Here is a 19,595-nt window from a genome sequence, read left to right as displayed (position 1 = left end):
TTCACCCGTTCAGTTCGCGAATGTCGGACGACGGCAGCTTCTTTGGCACCGGCAGCCCCAGCACCCAGTACATGAGGTGTGCCGACATGCCGGGATGCTGGCCCGAGCTGAATTTCTGCCAGCCGGCTGCTATCGCAATGCCTACGAGCAGGCCCAGCAGAGTGTGGTTGGTTGCCACACCAACAACCGTGCCCCCAAGCCCGATTGCTGCGACGTCTTTTCGGAAAAATAGAAACTTCTCCGGATCGTCAAGGCGACTGGGCACGTAGTGATTGAGATCATCCGACATCGCCGCCCCCGGTTAAATAAGCGCGGTGTAGCTGGCTTCGATGACGCCGATGATCACGCCGACAGCGATGCCGATTCCAGACGGAATGACGAATGCACCGTAGTCCTTGGCGAACATGGCGCGCACGCTTCCCCACAACACACCGGAAAGCGCGGCGATCTTGCCGGGATTGCCCCGTGCCCACCCTTCAACAGTGGTCGAGCCCTGGGCAAACTCGGCGCCGTCCGATCCGAAAGCGTAGCGGGCGATCATCATGCAGGCGGCTGCAAGCCCCACGGCAGCGATCAAGTTGAGCGTGTCGCGTACCTCGGGGTTCTTCAGCAACTCCTTGACACGATCCTCGATGTCAAGGAGGGCGCTCGCGGCTCGGAATTCGAGCATCTCGAGCTGGTTGAAAATAGCGGCGGTCATCTAGTCCTCGCGTGGTAAGCAGCCGGCTCGCCGGCTAGGAGTTGTGCCCGTACCGAAATGGGCGGCACGGGCACCATTCAGGGGAGAGTGGTTAAGCAAACAATCAAAGCATTTCTTACGGATTCCTTATTACTGAACTTTCTCCTTGGTCGAGTGATGAAATCGGTCAGCTGCGCGGACTACCGGTCCGCTAGGTGCTTAGAGGCCGACGCGTCCGGGGCGGCCGTCGTGCAGAGCCCTTGCTTCGGCACCTTTGCGGCACGGCGAATTTGTCGGGTATGGGTGCGATGGGGCACGTGACGCTTGACGATCCGAATGAAAGACGCGCGAGTTGGCCGGTTTTCGTCGGCCGAGGAAACAGGAAGCGGGAAATTGTCTGGAGCAACCGGCACCGGCGTTGCCAGGTGCTTGATCGTCGGTTCAGGGCATGTGTCGGCCGAGCAGAACACATAGCGGCCGGAGCCGGGCTCGCCGATCTGCGTGATGTCGTAGTTCGGAAGGTGGGCAGACGCGAAGCCGGATTGCGCAAACGCGCCAGCGACGACCAGAAGAAGAGGGACAAGGCGCATCATCGCGAGCCTCCTTCGGTTGTGCGGCTCGCCGATTGCGCGCGGTAGCCAGCATAGGCACGCTGTACCAGTCGGACGTAGCGCGCCTGCGCCGCGGTATTCGTGGATCCAGGCCCAGTGTTGTAGCAACCAACCGCGGCCCAGGTCGCGCCCTTCGCCTGAATGCAGTTCGCGAGCACCCACGCGCTGAGTTTCAGATTCACGCAGGGATTCAGCAGGTCGCGCTGGGTGACCCCGTAGCTCACGAGCTCAGGAAGATGAACGTCATTGATCTGCGCGGCGCCCCACGCTCGGTGACCGTCGGGCAAACGAGGCCCGACGGCGCTTGGTATGCCATGCGATTCGACCCAGGTAATGGCACGCAGGAGGTCGGGATCGAGATGATAGAGAGCCGCCGCCTCATTGAAAATGTTGCCCTTGCAAATGTCTGCGGCTGCGGGCGAAGCCGCGAGCAGGGCGATCGTGGCTACTACCGCTACGGCGAAAATGCGCAACGCGCGCGGTGTGCTTTGACGCACGAAATAAAAAGCGTAACGTATCTGGTAGACCAGATGCGTTACGAGACCGCCTGCCGTCGAGGCACTGAGAGATTGAAGAGGCAGGCGGGATGCGAGCGAGGGGAGCTCACACCAGAAAGGGGACGACGAAGTATCGGAATTTGCTTCCGAACGGAAACGAGAGACCGGGCGCGCGCCGGCTAACATCCCGCTCTGCGCGGTAATTGACCGCGAAAAGTGTGGGCATGCCCAGTTCGCACATGGCGTATCACGACGCGCGAGGTAACCGAGCGGCGCCGTGAAAAACAGGGGCATATCAAACGCGTCAAGCCCGTAGGATTGACGTACAATATCTGTAGCCACGAGTGGTCTCTCTCAGCTTTCCCAGCTATTTGCTTGTGGTCAGGACATATAGGGTGTTGGCGCACCCTGTATGTCCGTCTTAATCAACTACACCTTTGTACCAAAGACATGAAAGTTCGGATATTTTCCGAATTCACGACGTGAGGGCAAGTCCAGCGTCCGACACGTTTTCCGGTCAACTTCAGAACCCACGACGGTCAGTTGGCCAAGATCGCGTACAAAACAATCAGTCATACGTGGGCGATGCTTAGCATTCACTACGCTTTCGCACGACCAACGCAGTGGCCAGAACAGCTCAGAATCTGTGGGACTGCTGCCGACTGGCTCTATCTCGATCTACCGATTACTTCCCGATCAACTTTTCGGATTCCACTGCAAGGTGATGACACTTACGTTCAACTCGTGCTTCTCGAAGTACTTCATCATTCGATCCAGGCTTGCCCACGTCCTCGGCTCGTTGCGGAACGTATACAGTGTGTGCAGACCCTCTTTCCAAGACAGTTCGACGACGAAGAGATAGCCCTTGTCCGTGCGCAATACGGACGCGTGCTTGATAGCGTTGTTCTTCGCGGCATCCCGAAATTCCGCCTCAGTAATCTTGCTCAACCCACCCTCCAATGTGCTCAACTGGAGGATAGTAAAGCGATAGCTACCGATTCGGATGGTTCGATTCAATTTCTATCAAAGTTAGTCTTGGTGCACGGCATTACATCATGTCTTGCATTGCAAAACAACACATTTTGCAAGATCCCTTTGGAGACTTGGAATCTTCTCCACACCTTGACCAGCGCCGATCACTCGACCAGCAAGTGGCGTTACCAACTGTAACAGGATGTTGAAAATTTTCAACATATTTGGCGAACAAGAATTAGGGTCTGATAACGCGCGTGAAGAAAAAGGACGAACTTGCAAGCTTAGCGGCCACGTTTGTGGCAACAGTCAAGCACTTGCAGCATGTGGCTGGAGTCAACGACGCGGAATTGTCACGGGCGATCGATCTCGACCGAGGGACACTCAGCCGCCTTTTGTCCGGTGAGACAACAGATCCGAGACTGAGCACGATCTCCGCAATTGCTAGGTTCTTTGACGTTCCGATGTCGGCTCTCTTCGGCGAGGAGAGCCGAGGACTCGTGCCGGTATATGAGCAGCCTAGTCTGCGCGACGCTCGCAAAGCAAGCGTCGCGCCTCACCATGGCCAGCTCTGGATTAAGGTGTCGAATACAAGCTCAAGTCGCTTTGCGATTGCGCTCGCACCTAAAAGCAGAACTGAACTGCTGCCACCAAACGCCATCCTTGTCATCGGCGAATATGAATCAATTGATTCGGGTGATTTAGCTCTTATAGAGATAGACAAACAGACATACATCTTCGTCAAAATTACAAATGACGGATCTCTGACCGGATACGACATCGAATCAACCAAAAAGCGCCGAGTCTTCTCGATAGACGAGAGAGCGATTATCGGAAAGGTTCTCGAAATTATAGTTGGGCGCTAGCCATTTATGAAATTCACCTTATAGTCGTAGTGATCAACGCCGTCACGGGATTTAATCCAGACAACAATTCTAGAGAACAAGAGTGAGAACGCCATTTCGTACAGTATTTTTATGGTTATCTGCGCAACCAAAATCTTGAAAAGCACTGCATGCGGCACGTTCCCATAGAATAAAAGCGTTCCAAATAAAACGCTATCGACAACCGCCCCAACGATATTCGCGGCAATAAAACGGAAAATTAGCGCCCGGCCTTTTAGCAATATTTTCAGTCGAGACACGACCAGAGAATTGGACAACTCTCCGGCAAAGTAGCCAACGGCGGATGCGCCCAACGCCCTCATCATTTGATGCGAAACCCCGAGGACACTACCACCCAGCCACCCCGCTTTCTCCAGAGACAAGATGATCATAACAACGGGAATGTTAACCAAAAACGCCCCCCAGATTACGCGCCGGCTTACGACGAAGCCATAAGTCTCCGTTATGCAAGCACCGAAGCAATATGTTAACGGGAAAACAACGAGGGCCGTTGGAAACAGAAAAGTGTATCCCTGAAGAAATGGCAGCGTGAAGGTGGTGATGCTATCCCCAATCAAGTTGGTTGTCACCAGCATTACACTGAACAGCGCGGTGAGGTAAATTATGCCGTACGGAAAATGCGGCATCCGTTCCGTGATGTTCTTGATATGCACGTCGTTGGCATTTACGGTGGCGAGCAATGCAACATCATTGACCGAGAATTTTTCAATCCAACCGGCTTCTAGAAGTTCCCCTACGGGGAGTTTCATCGATACGCCAGTGTCATTTACGCGCACCCTCGCAACCGAAAGTCGTTTTTCGCCATCCTTCGGTATGATCGCCTCTACTTGGCATGTCGGGATATTGTTCACCATTACCATAACTGCCCCTGCCCAAGGTCGATCCGAAAAGCCAACATTAGAACCGCAAAATTACCGGCACACATTAAGCACCTCACTCACCTCGGGAGACTCTGGTATGCCATCTTCAATATGACATCTCGATATTCCGGGTACTTCCCCAACAACTCTGACTGAGTAAGGATCCTATAATCGGCATCATCAAAGCCTGGAACAACTGCACAACTAACCAAAGTATAATCACCAGACTCAACGGATGCCCCGAAAATCCACCCGCCACGCATGACGATAGAGAGTACCTCTCCGCGTTCGAGGTTGGGGCCTAGACGGGCCGTTCGATACTTTCCAGCCTCGTCGATGACATGCATAGTTAATGGGGCGCCTGAGTGGTAGTACCATATCTCATCAGACTTCATCTGATGAAAGTGCGATGGACTATCATGGGTCACCATGAAATAAATCCCACTATAGTCTCTCCGTTCAGCACCACTGGCCGTCTTCCTGACAACATCCGAGCCGAACGCATATCTAAAATACCCACCCTCTGGGTGTGCCTCAAGACCGAGCTTCTCTATCCAGAATTCCTTGGGCTCTTCATGCCTAATACTGTTGTCCTTCGCCATAACGCTCCCAGCAAATATCAGTTCAAGTATTGCAAAAATTGAAACGGCAGTGACTCGTGCAATCACCGCACCTGGCCCTCTACAAACATGCTTGTTATTTTTCGTTGACATACGATGTAGGGTTAGTTGAAATTTATACAACATCGCGAGATCTCAGATGCATGGACGGATAGTGCAACTGGTGATCCTAAACGATGATATCGACATCGATTTGAAATTCTTTACTGAATAGTATTCTAACGTCAGCCGCGACGCCCACTATCTAACAAGTCCTTCGATACACCAACGAAGGCCTTTCTTTTTAATAACCGCAATTCGATTACCTGGCAGCGACGAGTCGACATATTTCCTGCGCCGCCGGCCAGCGGAAATGTGGGGGTACGGGTTGTTGCGCCGCGACCTCAATCCGGCTCGATCTGCATCTGCTGCGCGGCCTGCTGACGGCGCTGCCGCTGCGGCTGATTGTTCGCCTGCTCGGCCATCTCGTGCTCACGCAACGTTTCGACTGCGCTGGTCTTGTCCTGATGGCGCGAAATGGCTGCGCGCGCCTTGTCAGCGTCGGTGGTGAAGACCTGCAGGTCGTCGACGGCCCGCGTGAGGCCAACGTAGAAACTGCGATCGCCGAAGATCCTCTGTACCGTCATCGCGACGTCCGACTGGCGCCGGGCGTCGTCCGGATCACGCTCCATTTTGTGCGACGGGATGTGCAGAATGGCCTGCTCTCGGGTCGCCCCCTGGCCAGCGTGAACCGTGGCTGCATAGGCGTGATCCCAGTGGCGCTGCGCGTCGAGATCCCAAGGAATTTCTTTGCCGTCCGCGAGCCGAAAAACCGCTCGGTTCTCCTGGACAGAAACGACAGTCGCCTCGTGGCCGTTCTTGACGAGCTCGTCACCGCGGGTGAAGCGAATGACGTCCCGGGCCGCGATGGCCCGCGTTTCGGACTCGTACACCTCCACCCTGTTGTACTTCTTCGGCTCCCACTCCAGGAGGGAGCCGTCTGCCTTGCGAAGGACGACGATACCTTCGTCGGGGCGGGTGCTCTCAACTCTCATGTATTCGCTGCGGGAGGCGAGGATCTTTTGATAGTCCCGACCAAAGCGTACCGTCATGTCCTTGGTGTAGTACTGCGCCTCCTTTTGCTTGGCACGGGTCATGTCTCCCACGGACGTGAAGATCGTATGCGACGAGTCGTTGACGTCGAGCTCGCCACGGTCCTGCAATTTGGCCCGAACCGCACTGTTGATGTCGACGCGGTCGTCATTGAACGGCGTAATGATGATCGTTTCATTTCGCTGCGGCCCCCGTTCGACGTACCGTTGCGCAAGAAGATCGATCAACTCGTTCGGATCGCCATGTTCAATCACGCGGCCAGTTTGCGCGAGGAAATTGAAGGCGCGGGCGTTGCGCTCGAGGTTCAGTTCCGCGAGTTGCTCGCCCGGCGCGAGATCCGCAGTGCCCACCGCAATGGCGACCGCCTGCTGCAGCTCGGGATTCTTCTGGCGCTGGATCTGGGTCATCTGGGCCGTAGCCAGCCCCTCGTCCTGCAGGATCTCGAACGGCTTCCCGGCCTCGATGCCCTGCAGCTGGAGCCGGTCGCCAAGGAGAATGACCTTGGCGTCGGCGCGCTCCGCCATCTTGAATAGGCGTGCCATTTGCCGCTGGGCCAGAAAAGACGATTCGTCGACGAGCCAAAGCTCGCGCTCTCGCGCGAGATCCGGCACGTACTCGCGCAGAAGCTTCAGATCGTCCTGGCGACGCTGCTCTTGAATCTCGAACATCGCCAAGGTATCGGCCTGGATACCGGAGTCGTTTTCGAGCTGCTTCGCGGCCTGGCCGGTCGCGGCCATCCCACGAACAACCCATCCCTGCTCGTCCGCAACCTGGACAGTTCCCTTGACCATCGTGGTTTTTCCGACGCCGGCAAGCCCCTGAACCGCGACAATTCGATCCTTCGTGGTCAGCGCATGTTCGATCGCGGCTCGTTGGCCCGTCGTGTAGTCGAAGGTCGGATCATCTCGCTCGACACGCGCCGTGGCAATGGCCTGGTCGATCCGTGACCTGACCAGTTCGGCCGACGCGATCGCCGGCGTCGCGCCACGCTGGGCGAGCGCGTTTTCGACCGTCCACCGTTCCGTGTTGAGCATCTTTTCGGTCGTGATGTTGCCGTCCGGGAGATCGACGATCTTGCCCTGGTCGACCAGCTTTTTGTATGCGTCGAGGATCTGGTTGGGTGACGTTCGTCCGACCGCGTGTTCGAGCGCTGTCTGCACCAGATCGTATTGGTTCAGTACGATCTCGCGCTCGCCAAGGTGAGCAGCGGCGAATCGCAGCGCCTCGAGGCCGGACAGCTTGACGACGCGAGCATCCGTTCCCGCTTCTCGCGCCTCGCGCGCTTTCTGCTGAATTGCACCATAGTCGAGATCGACCGCCTGCGCGCGCTCGCGCCATTGCGCCGACAGCGCATCGTGGTCGACACCAACCTTGCGTTCGCGGGTGGCCAGCACGGCGCGCTCCTTCTCCGCGGCCGTGGCGTTCGCCGGATCGATCCCGTTGGCACGCAGCCATCGATCGCGGGCGGCTGAACGCTGGCTAAAGTGCTCGATCTGCTCTCGGGTGATGCCGACCAGCTCGAAGTTTCCGTTCTTGTCGGGCGCAGTAATGGCGTAGCCGCGCTTCTGCAGCCCGCGTGCGAGCGAGGAAGTATAGACAGCACCGATCACCTTCTGCTGCAGGTAGAGCTCGTCATTGGTCAGCGATCGCCATTCCCCGTCTGAGCGCTGGGTGGCGTTCATGACCAGCGCGTGCGTATGGGTATCCGGGTCGAGATCCCGGCTCGTATTGTGGCGAAAGAGGGCTGCAACGACGTTACCGGTCGGCTCGGCGAGAGTCTCGCCATCGACGGTTTTACGTGCCTGGGCCGCATACGCCTCGACGTACTCGAGCGCCTCCTTGACGGCTTCCTCGTGCGCGAGGCGAACGTCACGATCCGCGAAAACTTCCGCAGCGATACTGACGCTCTTCGGCGCCGAAAAGGTCAAATCGATGCCGGGCCGGTGCACGACCTCGGGGTCGCCATTTTCGTCCAGCACGACGCGACCCAACTGCTGATCGGCAACCTGGCCGGACAGCAATTTGAAGAATTGACCACGATCGACCTGCCCATTCAGACCGAGAACCGCGGCACCCTTGCCGAACCAGGCGGAATGCTCAAGCCCCTGATCGGTGGTGTAGTAGTTGTCTTTCGAGAAATAGTGGAGCGCCTGGCCGGCGCTGCCGACATTGTGCATGCTCATCATGGCGCGTCACCCCAACAGGTCACCGAGACCGGATTGACCAGGACGACCGCCGGCATCCGGTGCTCGAGGAGCAGACTCGCCTTGAACCTCGCCGGTTGCTCCGTCCACGACTTCGCCCGTCGCCAGCACAACCAGATCCGAAGCGTTCGGGGCCGAACCTGCTGCAGTCACCGATCGCGCGGTAGGCGAACCCGTAGCAGTCGCGTCGGTTGGCGCGGGTGACGGGGATGCGGCGGTTGCAACGGCCGCAGTGGAATCCGGCGGAGAAGGCAGTACGGCTGTGTGTTGCGTCTGCGCTCCCTGGCGTTCTGCTGCAACGCTTGCAGGAAGCCACAAATCGTACGTTTGGCGAGGGATGAACGGCGTCACAATTTCCGGATGCGGGACGTAGTCGTACTTGACACGCGCGACCGGATAGTCGCTCGGCGTGACGAGATAGCCCTCCATGTCGGGCAGGTGCAGGATCTCGGAGGAGAGGACCAGGTCACGGAGGTTACGGCGCGCAAAAACACTCATTCCGTCACGGCGCTCATCAATACCGAGATTCAGGCTTTCCTCCTTTTCATCCAGGTCGGCCTGCCCGATCGCATTGGCCAATGCCTTGGCCGCATCGCCATCAGTAACGCGCAACAGGAGTTTGGTCTGACATCCAGAGATGATCGTGCGCGCCAGATGCTCGCCGTAAATCTGAAAGAGTAGGGAGTAGTCCTGGATGCCTATAACTAAGCACCCCCCGTACTTCCGGATGTTCGTAGTGGCAAGCTTCATGATCTCGAGCTTCTGGAGGGTCGGGAGTTCGTCGTAGAAAACCCAGAGGCGCTCACGATGAATCGGCTTGAGGGTCAGCAACGCGCGGATAGCGACATCACACCAAAGGCTGACCAGCGGAAGTAGAGCAGTTTTCTGCTCCTCGTTGACTGTGATGAACAACCAGGAATCGTCGTCTTCATCTTCATTCTGGATCCATTCGCGGATCGAAAATGGCTCGCCTTCGTCATGCAGGAAGCGAAAGCAATCAAGCTGGTTCTGCACGGTCATCTTGAGGCTCATGCCCGTGCGCTCGGTGACCGGATCAACGTAAGTCGCGGCAGACTCGTTCGCGAGGATGGCATGCAATTCCTCGAGATTGCTATGGGCAATGGCCTTGTACAGTGCGGCATTGGTTCGCTTGTTGTCGTCTCCGAGCGCGCGGACAGCGCCCTTGAAAACCATTCGCCCGGCGATGGCGAAGAACGGATCGGGGACGTTCGGCGGAATCGGGATGAGCCCCTCGGCGAGGCCCTCGTAGTGAATCTCGCTCTGGATTTCGCGCCAGACATTCCAGTTGGGGCTACGGGCATCGAGCGGATTCAGGATGATGTCCTTGCCTTCGCGGTAATACGCTGCCGTGAATTCGCCTGACGGGTCATAGACGATCGCGCGCTTTTTTCGGGCACGCACCTGGTCCATCAGGGCAAAAAACTGCTGAGACTTACCGCTGCCCTGCGCACCGGAAAAGAGCGTGCCGAGCACTTCAGCCTTTTTCCGCATGGGCACCCCAGCGATGCGATACGGGCTGGCGTCGTCCCGGCTTTCTAGCTCCTTCACGAGTTCCTTCGCCTTCACGAGCTTTGCCCCACGAACCTGCTTATCGGTGAGTTTTCCGCGACCGTACTCCATCCAGAACAAGACGGAGAGAAACATCACGGCGATGGCAGTGAGAACGGCGTAAAGCACCGCATTGCGCACGTAGACGAAAAACTCGTCAGCAGCATCCTGGGTAAAAGAGAGCGCAGCCGCCGGCGGCAACTCGGTATCGTCGTTGCCAAGATGGAACGAAACGTTCGGGTTGGCCATCGGCACAACGGTGAGGATTTCGGCCTCGACGTGTTTGACGGCGAGATAGCGCGATTCGGCAGAAGTGACGAAGTAGACGTAGAGCGCGCCGGCAATGGCGCCGACGAGAATCGCGCCGATCACGACGGCGACGATCGCACTGGTGAGCAGCTTGGCCTGCTGCCACCAGAGCGCTGTGCCACGTGAGAAAGTGGCGATGCCGCTGGGCGAGCGTTGATCAGCCATGGTCACCTCCCAGCGCTTTGTTGGTGGCAGCCTCGGCCCGATCTTGCGCCTGATGTACGAATTGGATGTTTCTGTCGCTGACGATCGTCGTCAAGACTTCGCGACAGAAAAAAACCGCTCGAACCAGATCGAGGGGCAGTTCAGCTGCAAAACTTCCGCCTGTTGGTGGCGGCCCACCGTTCGACGTTTGCGCGGAATTCGGGATGGTGGCCAACAGTGCGTTGAGCCGTTTTTCGATCTGTTCGACGTTCTCGCTGACGATGCCTCGAACGAGGATTTGCCGACAAAACTCGGCTACCGGGATTCCGGCCTCGTTCGCCTTTCTGCGATAGAAGTCGTTGGTTGGCTTGTCGAAACGAAGGGTAATACGATCAGATTTGCCTTTGCTGGCATGACTGGAACGTGGCATGTGCGCCTCAGCAGACACATCACCCCATTTTTCCCCGACCGGCCTTCTAAAGAGGCCAGCTAATCAAATAGTTACACCATTATAGCGGACGAAATCGGGTTTCGGTGTCTGCCGTTTGCTGTTCAATATTCGAACCGATATTCATTCAAAATTCCGCTCTCAATTCAATTGCTTATCGTGTTTTTTACGTTTCGGTGTCTGCCATTTTGGATTCCGATGTTTATGACGCGCACGTCTTTTTGGCGTCTTTTCGCAAGCGGTCTGACGGAATGTTCCCGGTCATGCGACGTTTGGCTGCCACGTTCCGGCCATACGCAGCAAGGCGCGTAGCGATACGACTCGACGTTCGGTGTCGGCGCGAATACGTTTCGGTGTCTGCCACCGTAGAGCCTTGCGCAGCAAGGCTCTACACACCTGCAACGAAGTTGCGTGGTGTGTGACCGTCTGGCCGGGGGGTGGGGCTTGCCCCACGGGTCGCCCCCCGGACGGACGGTATCTGGATGGTGAAGACCGGCCACGTCCGGACGGAACCGTTTTTTCAGCAGGCGTCGCGATCAGCATCGCAGCCAGCAAAAGCGAGGATTTCGTCTCCGTTGAGGCGTTCGCCTGGTTGAGGCACAGACGCGATTTGCAGAATTTCGAACGCACGAGATACAGACGAGAAAAGCAGAAAAGGTAGGCGAGCGTCGATCCGTCCAGCACAGGGAAAAAACGGAAAAGCGAGGTTGACCGAAGGCAGGGCGTGGACAGGGAGACATTCGGAGCGCGGGCGGTGGTTATGCCACGCAGGTTATCCACATATCCACGGGTCCGTACCGACGCCGCGATGTCTGCGCATCGCAAGAGCGTCGGCCGCGCGCCGTTATCCACAACGGTGTGTGTTGTGGTTAACGGATGAAGCGCGGGGGCCGGTGGAAATGTGGGTAACCTGCCCCCGTGCGTGGATTTTCGGAAACGGACAGTTGGTGTTGAGGGAAAGGCCGAGAAGCAGCGAGGGAAGTGAAAAGCTGTGAGGGAACGGACAAACCACGACGGCGGGAGAATCGCGAGAACGGTGGTAAGTCGAAGGGTGTGGCAGTCACGCCGGACGCGACGGTGGCGGCCGGCGGGCGTGAGCATGCGCAATGCATGCATTGCGCCCTCGAGAGCCGTCCCGCGCGAGCCGTTAGCCGCGACAGTTCGAGGGTGGCGGGTCGCGCGGCCGCTGCAGAAAATTTGCGAAGGGAGAGGATACGGCGAAGGGGTGGCCGGTACGGCGGGCGCGCCGGTGGCGGCCGCCGTGCGTGGTTAGCGCAATGCGGGCATTGCGTTCTGGATGGACTGGCCGCGCGAGCCGGTGGCCGCGAAGATTCGCGGGCGCCGGCTCGCGCGGCGGCTGCGACGGAAACGCGAGGACGCGAAGCGAGAGCGGCTGGAGGATCCGGCGTGCGCGCCGGTGGCGGCCGCCTGGCCAGTACAGCGCAACGCGTGCATTGCGCTCAGGTTGGGCGTCCCGCGCGTGGCGGTGACCGCGGCGGTGGGCCGACGCCGGCATGCGCGGCAGCTGCAGGAATATCGCGGTGACGTGTTGCGGAACGCGACCCGGACGCCCGGCGCGACGGCGCCGAGTGCTGCGCTACGCGGAGACGATTGGAATAAGTGGAAAACGGAGCCGGGGTAGAAGGGGGCGGTTTCCGTTAAACTCCATCGCAAGGGGGAGGGCCACGATGGAGAACTGAAGACCATGTCGGCAGAATTGGGAAAGACCGTGCGCAAGACGCGATCGATCGAAGACGAGATCGAAAGAACTGCGGCAAAGCTGAAGCGGTTGCAAGAGCAGCAACGCGAGAGGGCGCGGAAGGATCGCGAGCGTAATCAGAAAGATGTGCTCGAGCTGCTGCGTGCGGAAGGGCTAGACGTCATTCCGGCGGAACAGTGGAAGGTGCGACTGGATGCGGTGAAAGCGGCGCTCGCGGTTTCCGGTGAGACGTTCCCGGAGGCCAAAGACCCGCCGGCGGCACCAGCTGCTGCGGTGGCGGAAGGCGCGTCGGTGTGATCGTTGGGGCAATCCGGCGAAGCGCGCGGTATGCGCTGAGCAGGATTGCCCCGATTTGTTTGCGCTGTGCGCAAACTGGACAAAGCATTGGTCGCGGGCTGGCGGGTGCTCGCGACGCCGCGCGAAAATCCACGCGTCGTCGCGCACACGGTGCCCGTCCTGCGTTCAGGCCACGCGCTCGACCTCGATAACGTTCGACCCGAAGCGCAAGCGTGCACGGGTGCAAGCCTCTTCGTAACTGCCTGCGTCGATGATCTCGACGTCGAATCCAGTCTCCGTCTTGTAGGTGATCGCCCACTGTGCGTGCATCTCAAATCTCCTTCGTGAAGTCCCGCTATAACGGACGCGGGTTGCGTCGATGACGCGTTATTGCGAAAACGCGCCGTCGAAAGCGGCACGCTGCGCCGTCGAGAGTTGCGCGGCGTCGATCTGCGATTCGTGCTTGAAAATCATCAGCGCGTACGGCTCGGCCAGAATCCGCGCTTCGCGGCACAGGATCGGATCGCCATCTGCGGCCGGTTGCCGCGCACGCCAGATATTGATCGCGCGTTCGAGTTGCTCGATGCGCAACGTGGTCGTCGTGTTCATCGCACATTCTCCATGTGAGCCGCCGGGTTCCGGCGACGAAGTGAATTCACCCGTGAATCGGGCAGGGGTCGCCCCGCGCAGCAATGCAGAGCGAGCAGTTTTCGAATTCGTCGCACATCGCCGAGTCGCTTTGCCCCTGCTCCCATGCCTCCCGGAGAAACGGTTCGTCTGCGAACATCGTCGGCAGCTCGCGACGGCCATTCCAATAATCGTTGCGCCCAAGAGTTTCGGTGTCGATCTGAACCTCGATCATGTCGAATTTTTCCGGATCGGTGATTGCGGCAATCCGGGCAAGGGCAAACGAAACACGAATATCAAGGCCGCGCATGGTGGTACTCCGTCAATTGAAGAATGGGGAGCGCGCCCGTATCGGCGCGCCTATCGCGAGTTAGTGGAAAATGCCGAGCGCTTCCCGAATGCCACGTTGGGCGCGGGCAGCACCGAAGCGCTCGCCGCGCGCGTACGCGCGTTCGTAGACGTTGATCGCGACATTGATTTGCCACGCGGTCCAGTTGATCGTGGGAAGCGTGAACGCGAGTTCGCCGTCGTCGCCGTGATGAACCGCGACATACGGTGCAGCACCTTCCGGACGTGCGATCGCAAAAAATCCTTCCGTGATGCCGTCAAGTACCGTTTCGTCAGCTTGAGTGGTCATGTCTGGTTCTCCGGTCATTGCCAAACCGGCGCCCATGCGCCGGACGGTTGGCGAAAAAGGGTGATGCGCTTGGCCGTGCCGTCGACCACGGTTTCGAGCCGCACCGCGCGCGCGTCGTCGTCAGGACGAATCCAGCGATGCAGGACACGAATCGAGGCGTCAGCGGGGCAACCGAACCAGTGCGCGGCCGTCGCACGCAACCGATTTGAGGTTTGACGGATGCCTGCCAGGCGGTGAGCCTCGGGGGGTGCGGGGGGAACGCCCGCGCGTGTGTGGGTGGTTTGGTCGGGGGTGGTTGCGCTCACGATTTCATCCTTTTGTGTCGGGTTGTGGATCTGCCATTGGGAGCCGCCTCGACGCGGGTTTAGCGCACGCCGGCCAGGGTGCAAGGGCGCGGGCGGAAGCCGCATGCGGAGCGCAGCCGAAGGCGAGCACCGAACGGGTGGAGAACGCGGGCGAAGCCTTTACCCTTGCACCCTGGCCGGCGTGCGCTATGCGTCGAAAAGGGGCGGCACCCAATGGCAGATCCACGCGCTTAACCCGGCGCAAAAGGATGGAGCGCAACCACACGTTTTCCCCGGCCGAACCACCCACACGGCGCGGGGCGCATCTGCCCCGCGTCCTCTCGGCCGGCTATGCCGGCCGCTGTACCTGCAGTTCGCCCGCGCGCAGCGGGCGCGTAACCCGCGAGCAAGCGGAGCGCGCAGCGCCGGGACGGCGCGAAGACGTCAGGGATTGAAGCCCGTCAGGGGCGAGACTCGCGCAGCGAGGCTCGACGCGCAGCGCGAAAGCCCGGCCCGGAGCGAAGCGGAGGGAGACGCCCAAGCGTTGGAAGGGGAGCGCTCAGGGGAAGGCGACAGGGACGGTGAGTCTTTACGGGAAGAATGGTGAGCGTATACAGGAGTCCCGCCGCAGGGGCATCGCGCGGGACTCCTGCATCAATCACGCCTCGGCTTGCTCGGTCTGCTCGACAGGAGCGGCGTCGGCTGCGTCGGACTGGTCGTCGTCATCCGGATCTTGCTCAGGGTTTTCGTCCTGCCCCCGGCGCAACTGCCAGAGGGTGTCCGTGCGGACTTCCGCGTGCGCCAGATGCTCGGGAAGCCAACCGGTCCCGGCTGTGAGGCGTTCGGCTTCGGCGGCGGCATCGGCCTTCTTGAGCTTGGCGAGGCGCATACCCTCTGCGGGAGAAACGGCGGCAGCCACCACGTCGGCAATACGTGCCTTCGACACGTGATCGAAGTAGCTCGCACGTGTCGGCTTCCACTCGTCGGCCATGTTCAGGCCGAGCGCAGGAATCAGTCCGTTGATCGCGTGCGGCTGCTCGTCAATGGTGACGCTGTCGAGGCTGGCAGCGACGTACTGCGCGAGAATGAGCATGAGCCGCTCGTCGGTCTGCTCGACGCACCAGTCGAACAGTGCCGCGCTGTCATCGGGAATGATCCCGGCCCACGCTGACCGTTGCTCGCCATGGAGGCGATAGGCGAGATCGTCGGCGAGTTCGGACGCGCCGCGCTCGACGGTACCGGTCTTGTCGTGCCACTGAATGGAGACGGCGCTGGTCGCGGAACCCGCCGCGTACTCGGAGACGAGGAAGCGATGGACAAGCGCGGCGAGGGCGACGTGCGGCTGGCGCGCAAGCGCCATGGCGATGGCGGCGGTCCGCCGCGCGTTCAGTCGCTGCGTAAGCGCACCGGAATGCGGGCCTTTTTCCGTCGGTGCGGGCGCTGACGCGGGACTGCGCGCCGTCGCGCCGTCGCCGGAGTCGTCCGAGTCGTCGCCCGGGTCATCGGCGGAATGGTTGGCCACTGCGCTGGTCGCGTCGGGCTTCTTGACCCAGCCGCGCAGTACTGAGAGGATGCCGCCTTGTTCGATGGTCACGATCACGCCAGCACCGGCCATCTGCTCGGGGGTGTAGACGGACAGCGATTCTTCGATGACGGCATAGCGTTCCGACAGGGCAGTCTCTTCGTCACACAGACGCTCGTAGGTTTCTTCGTCGGTGTCGGCTTCGGCCTGCTGCTCGCTGATGGCGGCAACGCGCGCGTCGATCGCATCCATCTCCTGTTGTTGCTCGTCGGTCGGCGGGACAGCCGTAGGCGCGATCTTCGCGAAGCGGGTACGAACGTTGTAGTCGATAGTGATCACCGGTTCGACCCAATCCCACCCCTCATTGAGCACCTCGGCGGCAATGGTGCCAAGCTGCTCCACGGCGACGCGCTCCATCAACGTCTGATCGGAATACCATGCAGTGCCGGTGTCCGAGAACAGATCGCGACGCACGACACCTCCAGCGGCCTCGAATGCGTCGATGCCGACATAGAGCGCGACGCGGCTGTTTTGGAAGTCGCGCTCGCCCGCGACCAGTTTGCGACGAATCGCCGAAGCGTGACGGTCATGCGGCTGCGCGTCGAACCACGCCCGCTCCTGCTCGTCGTGACTATCGGAGAGGGCGAGAGCCATCATTTGATCCGCGCCGATCTGGTCGTCGCGGAACAACTCGACCAGCTTGGGGGAGACGCGGGCAAGCTTCAGCCGACGCTGCACGGTCTGCTCGCTGATGCCGTAGATTTCCGCGACCTCGCCCACGGTACGGCCCGCGTCGACAAGCACACGATAGGCGTCGCATGCGTCGGCCGGATGGTCAGGCTCCCGCATGCCGTTTTCGGCCACGCTCATCAGCACAGCGTCCGTGATCGGGATGACGCGGCATTGGACCTCGTAATCCAGCGGGAAATGACCTTGCTCGACCAGCAGGTTCAGTGCGCGACGGCGGCGCTTTCCGGCGGCGACACCATACGTCTGCGCCTTCTTGGGGCCGACCTTCATCGCGTGGACGACAAGGTTTTGCAGCAGCCCGCCGGTGTGCCTGATGTTGTTTGCGAGCGCTTCGATGCCGGACGGCTCTTTGCGCCGGATGTTGTAAGGCGAATCGACCAGACGTTTCAGTGGAATCAGACGGAATTCGTCTGCCTGGCGGTGAGCCTCGGGGGGTGCGGGGGGAACGCCCGCGTTGTGGGCGAGGGCCGGGATTTCGGTGGTCACTGCGTTCATATAGCCTCCATTGCGTCGGGGTGAAAAATTGCTGCCATTGGGAGCCGCCTCGACGCATGGGAAGCGCTCGCGGGGAGGCGTTGCAGGGGCGCGGGCAAGGCCGCAGCGGTGCGAACCCGCAGGGGGCGCACCGACCGGGCGCAGCACGCGGCGTAGCGCACCCTTGCAACGACGGGACGCAGCGCTATGCGTCGGGATGAGGCGGCCCCGATGGCAGTCGATTCGCCGACGGCTGGAGGTGGAACGCAGCGACGGCTACCGAGATCCGGACGTCGCCGGCGCGGGGCCGCTCGCGCGGCCCGAGCGCGAACTCCGCGCACGCGTGCGTGCGCGGCTGGCGGGACGGCCAGCGCCGGGGCCGGACGCCAGCGGCGGCCGAGCCCCAGGAGCGGACAGCCCGTGTGTTCGGCGCGCGGACGCGGGCGGCTTGCGTGCCTGGCGTAGCCGGGCGGGCAAGGTGCCGCGCGCCGGCTGGCGAAGAGGAACGGTGTGAGGTCGCCTCGAGGCGCCAGGGCGCGCGATCGCCGCCCGCGCCGGCCGCTCGATGCGGCCGGGGTGGGCTCACCAGGACTGGGTGGGACGTTGCGTGGTACAGCACCAGGCGACCGTGTTCCAGCGGCCGCCCGGGCCCGCCGGGCCAGGCGAGTCGTGGAACAGGTCGCGCGGCAATTGCCGCCGGCGCCAGGCGGTCGCCGGCGGCCGCGTGTCACTTCGCCTCGTTACGGCGGCCGTGCGCGACGCCGGCATCGAATGCGGCCGCGAGCGCGTCGCGGATGCACCAGACCGCGCAATCGTGAAAGTCCAGCCGGTCGCTATGGCGTGTTTCGAGCGTGTCGATATGCAGATGGATGCGTGCGACCGCGAAAAGCAACATTTCGATTTCGTTTTTCGTCATGGCTATCTCGTGGATGGCCGGCCACCGGCAAAGCCGGCGCCGGCGGGTGCATTTATCGCCGCGCGCACTGGCCGGCCTGGAACGCTTCCAGCATCGCGTAACGCAGCGACGTCGGCAGGATTTCAATTTCCGTGTCGGATTCCCATACACACGAGATCTCCGGGCCGAAGGCGTTTGCTGCGATCGCGGACAAGATCGCGTCGATCAAATATCGGGGCATACTGTTCTCCAGGTATGCCGGCCGCGGCGAGCGGCCGGCGCTCGTGTCGTCAAGAAAGCTGCACTGCGCCGTTGTGTTCAGCCAGGCAGAACGCGAAATACCAATTTCGGTAGAGCTCCGCGAACAGGTGATCGTGTTCGGCGTCGACGGCCCCAATGAGCCGGCTGAAATCGTCGGCAAGCTTCGCGCAGGCCCGCGGTCCGATCGTTCCCGACGTGATCGAGAAATCGATCAGTTCCTTGAACGGGCCGGACGCTTCCGCGATCGCGCCGTTCGTATGGCAGATCCGCGAGGCTCCGATGGAAATGGCCGGGTAGTTGGCGATCTCGGCCAGGCGCTCGCGGAAAATGTCGTGCATGACGTAGGTGCCGGCGCCGAATTCGAACGAATTCCGGTACCGATAGATGCAGGCCATGTCCAGGTCGCTGGCGCGGCGCGGGAACCGCGCCGCGGCGTCGAGGCGGACACAAAACACGTCGACGGGGTCACCGTTCTCGTTCGTGCGGGGATGGTCGAGCTGCTCAAGACCGGAATAGGCTGAAACGATCAGTCGCATGGTGAATTTCCTCCGTTCGGGTCTTAGGCGGCGGCGGCCAATGCGGCGCCGGCGACGGGCGCCGACAAGCGCGACTTGGCGGCCGCGTAGTAGGTGGCGTCCAGTTCGATGCCGATGTACCGACGGCCCAGTTCGCGGGCGGCGACGCACGTCGAGCCCGACCCAGCGAACGGATCCAGTACGACGTCGCCGGGCTGCGTAAAAGCGGAAATGAGTGTGCGCAGCGCGGAGACTGGTTTTTCGGTCGGGTGGTGGCGGTTGCCGCTGTACTGGAACGGCATCACGTCGGAAATGGGGTTTTCCGGGGCCGCGGGGCGGCCCTTGGCCAGCACATACGCGGACTCGTGCTGATACCGCACAAGGCCGGCTTTCGACGCGTAGTTCTTGGTAAAGACGATGTGGCCGCATACGCGAAAGCCGGCGGCCTTCCAGGCGTCGAAAAACAGATCGACCTTGTTCCAGCCGTAGAACGAAATACATACCGCGTCGCGCTTGAGCACGCGGAACATTTCGGCGAACGCCGGCGCAAGCCAGTCGCCATTAACGTCGTTCGCGATCGAGCGCCCGCTCCGATCGCGGAAATTGACGAGGTAGGGCGGGTCCGTGACGGTGCGACGTGAGGTCGCATAGTTTGTTGTTTCACTGCCGGAAACGGCAAGGAGGAAACCAGGCGTTCCGTCGCCTGTAGCCTACCGGAGCATGC

21 protein-coding genes and 1 pseudogene are annotated in these 19,595 nt (G+C 60.5%); 2 read left to right on the top strand and 20 right to left on the bottom strand.

Features of this window, described 5'->3' with window-relative positions; genetic code table 11:
* Position 1: 1 nt before the first annotated feature.
* The 5 genes from traL to ABIC51_RS33665 form a co-directional block, all read right to left on the bottom strand.
* The gene (gene traL, locus ABIC51_RS33685; protein WP_060279604.1) at positions 2-289 is read right to left on the bottom strand and encodes a type IV conjugative transfer system protein TraL; all 288 of its coding nucleotides are present in this window, start codon (positions 287-289) and stop codon (positions 2-4) included.
* A gap of 12 nt (positions 290-301) precedes the next feature.
* Positions 302-700, bottom strand: coding sequence for a hypothetical protein (locus ABIC51_RS33680; RefSeq protein ID WP_354006843.1), 399 nt, complete (start codon positions 698-700; stop codon positions 302-304).
* 179 nt (positions 701-879) lie between these two features.
* Positions 880-1,272 carry a hypothetical protein gene (locus tag ABIC51_RS33675; RefSeq protein WP_354006842.1) on the bottom strand — a complete coding sequence of 131 codons (393 nt, stop codon included), beginning with the start codon at positions 1,270-1,272 and terminating at the stop codon, positions 880-882.
* A complete protein-coding gene (locus tag ABIC51_RS33670) occupies positions 1,269-2,129 on the bottom strand; it encodes a lytic transglycosylase domain-containing protein (protein ID WP_354006841.1) in 861 nt (286 codons plus the stop codon). Before ABIC51_RS33670 ends, ABIC51_RS33675 begins: the two co-directional genes overlap by 4 nt.
* 354 nt (positions 2,130-2,483) lie before the next feature.
* On the bottom strand, positions 2,484-2,735 hold the full coding sequence (locus tag ABIC51_RS33665; RefSeq protein ID WP_155643635.1) for a hypothetical protein: 252 nt from the start codon (positions 2,733-2,735) through the stop codon (positions 2,484-2,486).
* A 281-nt stretch (positions 2,736-3,016) separates the two neighbouring features.
* Between ABIC51_RS33665 and ABIC51_RS33660 the strand changes: the two genes are divergently transcribed.
* Positions 3,017-3,625 (top strand): helix-turn-helix domain-containing protein, encoded by a 609-nt coding sequence (locus tag ABIC51_RS33660; protein ID WP_060342996.1) that lies wholly within the window; start codon positions 3,017-3,019, stop codon positions 3,623-3,625.
* On the opposite strand, the gene ABIC51_RS33655 is transcribed toward ABIC51_RS33660, so the two are convergent.
* The 5 genes from ABIC51_RS33655 to ABIC51_RS33635 form a co-directional block, all read right to left on the bottom strand.
* Positions 3,622-4,518 (bottom strand): VUT family protein, encoded by an 897-nt coding sequence (locus ABIC51_RS33655; RefSeq protein WP_318828369.1) that lies wholly within the window; start codon positions 4,516-4,518, stop codon positions 3,622-3,624. The two genes, ABIC51_RS33660 and ABIC51_RS33655, sit on opposite strands and share 4 nt — an antisense overlap.
* An 83-nt stretch (positions 4,519-4,601) precedes the next feature.
* Positions 4,602-5,237, bottom strand: coding sequence for a cupin domain-containing protein (locus ABIC51_RS33650; protein WP_354006840.1), 636 nt, complete (start codon positions 5,235-5,237; stop codon positions 4,602-4,604).
* A 290-nt stretch (positions 5,238-5,527) separates the two neighbouring features.
* Positions 5,528-8,422: a MobF family relaxase gene (mobF, locus tag ABIC51_RS33645; RefSeq protein WP_354006839.1), complete on the bottom strand. Its 2,895-nt coding sequence runs from the start codon at positions 8,420-8,422 to the stop codon at positions 5,528-5,530.
* A gap of 6 nt (positions 8,423-8,428) precedes the next feature.
* Positions 8,429-10,483 carry a type IV secretion system DNA-binding domain-containing protein gene (locus ABIC51_RS33640; RefSeq protein WP_354006838.1) on the bottom strand — a complete coding sequence of 685 codons (2,055 nt, stop codon included), beginning with the start codon at positions 10,481-10,483 and terminating at the stop codon, positions 8,429-8,431.
* On the bottom strand, positions 10,476-10,892 hold the full coding sequence (locus ABIC51_RS33635) for a hypothetical protein (protein WP_354006837.1): 417 nt from the start codon (positions 10,890-10,892) through the stop codon (positions 10,476-10,478). Before ABIC51_RS33635 ends, ABIC51_RS33640 begins: the two co-directional genes overlap by 8 nt.
* 1,723 nt (positions 10,893-12,615) lie before the next feature.
* Between ABIC51_RS33635 and ABIC51_RS33630 the strand changes: the two genes are divergently transcribed.
* Positions 12,616-12,927: a hypothetical protein gene (locus tag ABIC51_RS33630; protein ID WP_354006836.1), complete on the top strand. Its 312-nt coding sequence runs from the start codon at positions 12,616-12,618 to the stop codon at positions 12,925-12,927.
* 165 nt (positions 12,928-13,092) lie between these two features.
* Here the strand turns inward: ABIC51_RS33630 and ABIC51_RS33625 are convergent, their stop codons facing one another.
* The 10 genes and pseudogenes from ABIC51_RS33625 to ABIC51_RS33580 all read right to left on the bottom strand — a co-directional run.
* Entirely contained in the window at positions 13,093-13,236 is a 144-nt protein-coding gene (locus ABIC51_RS33625; protein ID WP_354006835.1) for a hypothetical protein, read from the bottom strand.
* 57 nt (positions 13,237-13,293) lie between these two features.
* Positions 13,294-13,515, bottom strand: a complete 222-nt coding sequence (locus tag ABIC51_RS33620) for a DUF3717 domain-containing protein (protein ID WP_354006834.1) — start codon at positions 13,513-13,515, stop codon at positions 13,294-13,296.
* 46 nt (positions 13,516-13,561) lie between these two features.
* Positions 13,562-13,843: a hypothetical protein gene (locus ABIC51_RS33615; RefSeq protein ID WP_354006833.1), complete on the bottom strand. Its 282-nt coding sequence runs from the start codon at positions 13,841-13,843 to the stop codon at positions 13,562-13,564.
* Positions 13,844-13,903: 60 nt separating this feature from the next.
* On the bottom strand, positions 13,904-14,170 hold the full coding sequence (locus ABIC51_RS33610) for a hypothetical protein (protein WP_354006832.1): 267 nt from the start codon (positions 14,168-14,170) through the stop codon (positions 13,904-13,906).
* A 14-nt stretch (positions 14,171-14,184) separates the two neighbouring features.
* On the bottom strand, positions 14,185-14,475 hold the full coding sequence (locus ABIC51_RS33605) for a hypothetical protein (protein ID WP_354006831.1): 291 nt from the start codon (positions 14,473-14,475) through the stop codon (positions 14,185-14,187).
* 637 nt (positions 14,476-15,112) lie between these two features.
* On the bottom strand, positions 15,113-17,221 hold the full coding sequence (locus ABIC51_RS33600; RefSeq protein ID WP_354006830.1) for a ParB/RepB/Spo0J family partition protein: 2,109 nt from the start codon (positions 17,219-17,221) through the stop codon (positions 15,113-15,115).
* 706 nt (positions 17,222-17,927) lie between these two features.
* Positions 17,928-18,116 carry a DUF6900 domain-containing protein gene (locus ABIC51_RS33595; protein ID WP_354006829.1) on the bottom strand — a complete coding sequence of 63 codons (189 nt, stop codon included), beginning with the start codon at positions 18,114-18,116 and terminating at the stop codon, positions 17,928-17,930.
* Between the two features lie 52 nt (positions 18,117-18,168).
* Positions 18,169-18,336, bottom strand: coding sequence for a hypothetical protein (locus ABIC51_RS33590; protein WP_196319591.1), 168 nt, complete (start codon positions 18,334-18,336; stop codon positions 18,169-18,171).
* 49 nt (positions 18,337-18,385) lie between these two features.
* Positions 18,386-18,892 carry a hypothetical protein gene (locus tag ABIC51_RS33585; protein WP_354006828.1) on the bottom strand — a complete coding sequence of 169 codons (507 nt, stop codon included), beginning with the start codon at positions 18,890-18,892 and terminating at the stop codon, positions 18,386-18,388.
* Between the two features lie 23 nt (positions 18,893-18,915).
* Positions 18,916-19,500 (bottom strand): annotated as a pseudogene (locus ABIC51_RS33580) (DNA methyltransferase); the annotation flags it as partial.
* Positions 19,501-19,595: the final 95 nt, after the last annotated feature.

Origin of the sequence: Burkholderia sp. 572 (genome assembly GCF_040545135.1) — a bacterium.
Classification (GTDB): Bacteria; Pseudomonadota; Gammaproteobacteria; order Burkholderiales; family Burkholderiaceae; genus Burkholderia; species Burkholderia cepacia.
This window is presented reverse-complemented; position numbering and strand designations above follow the sequence as displayed.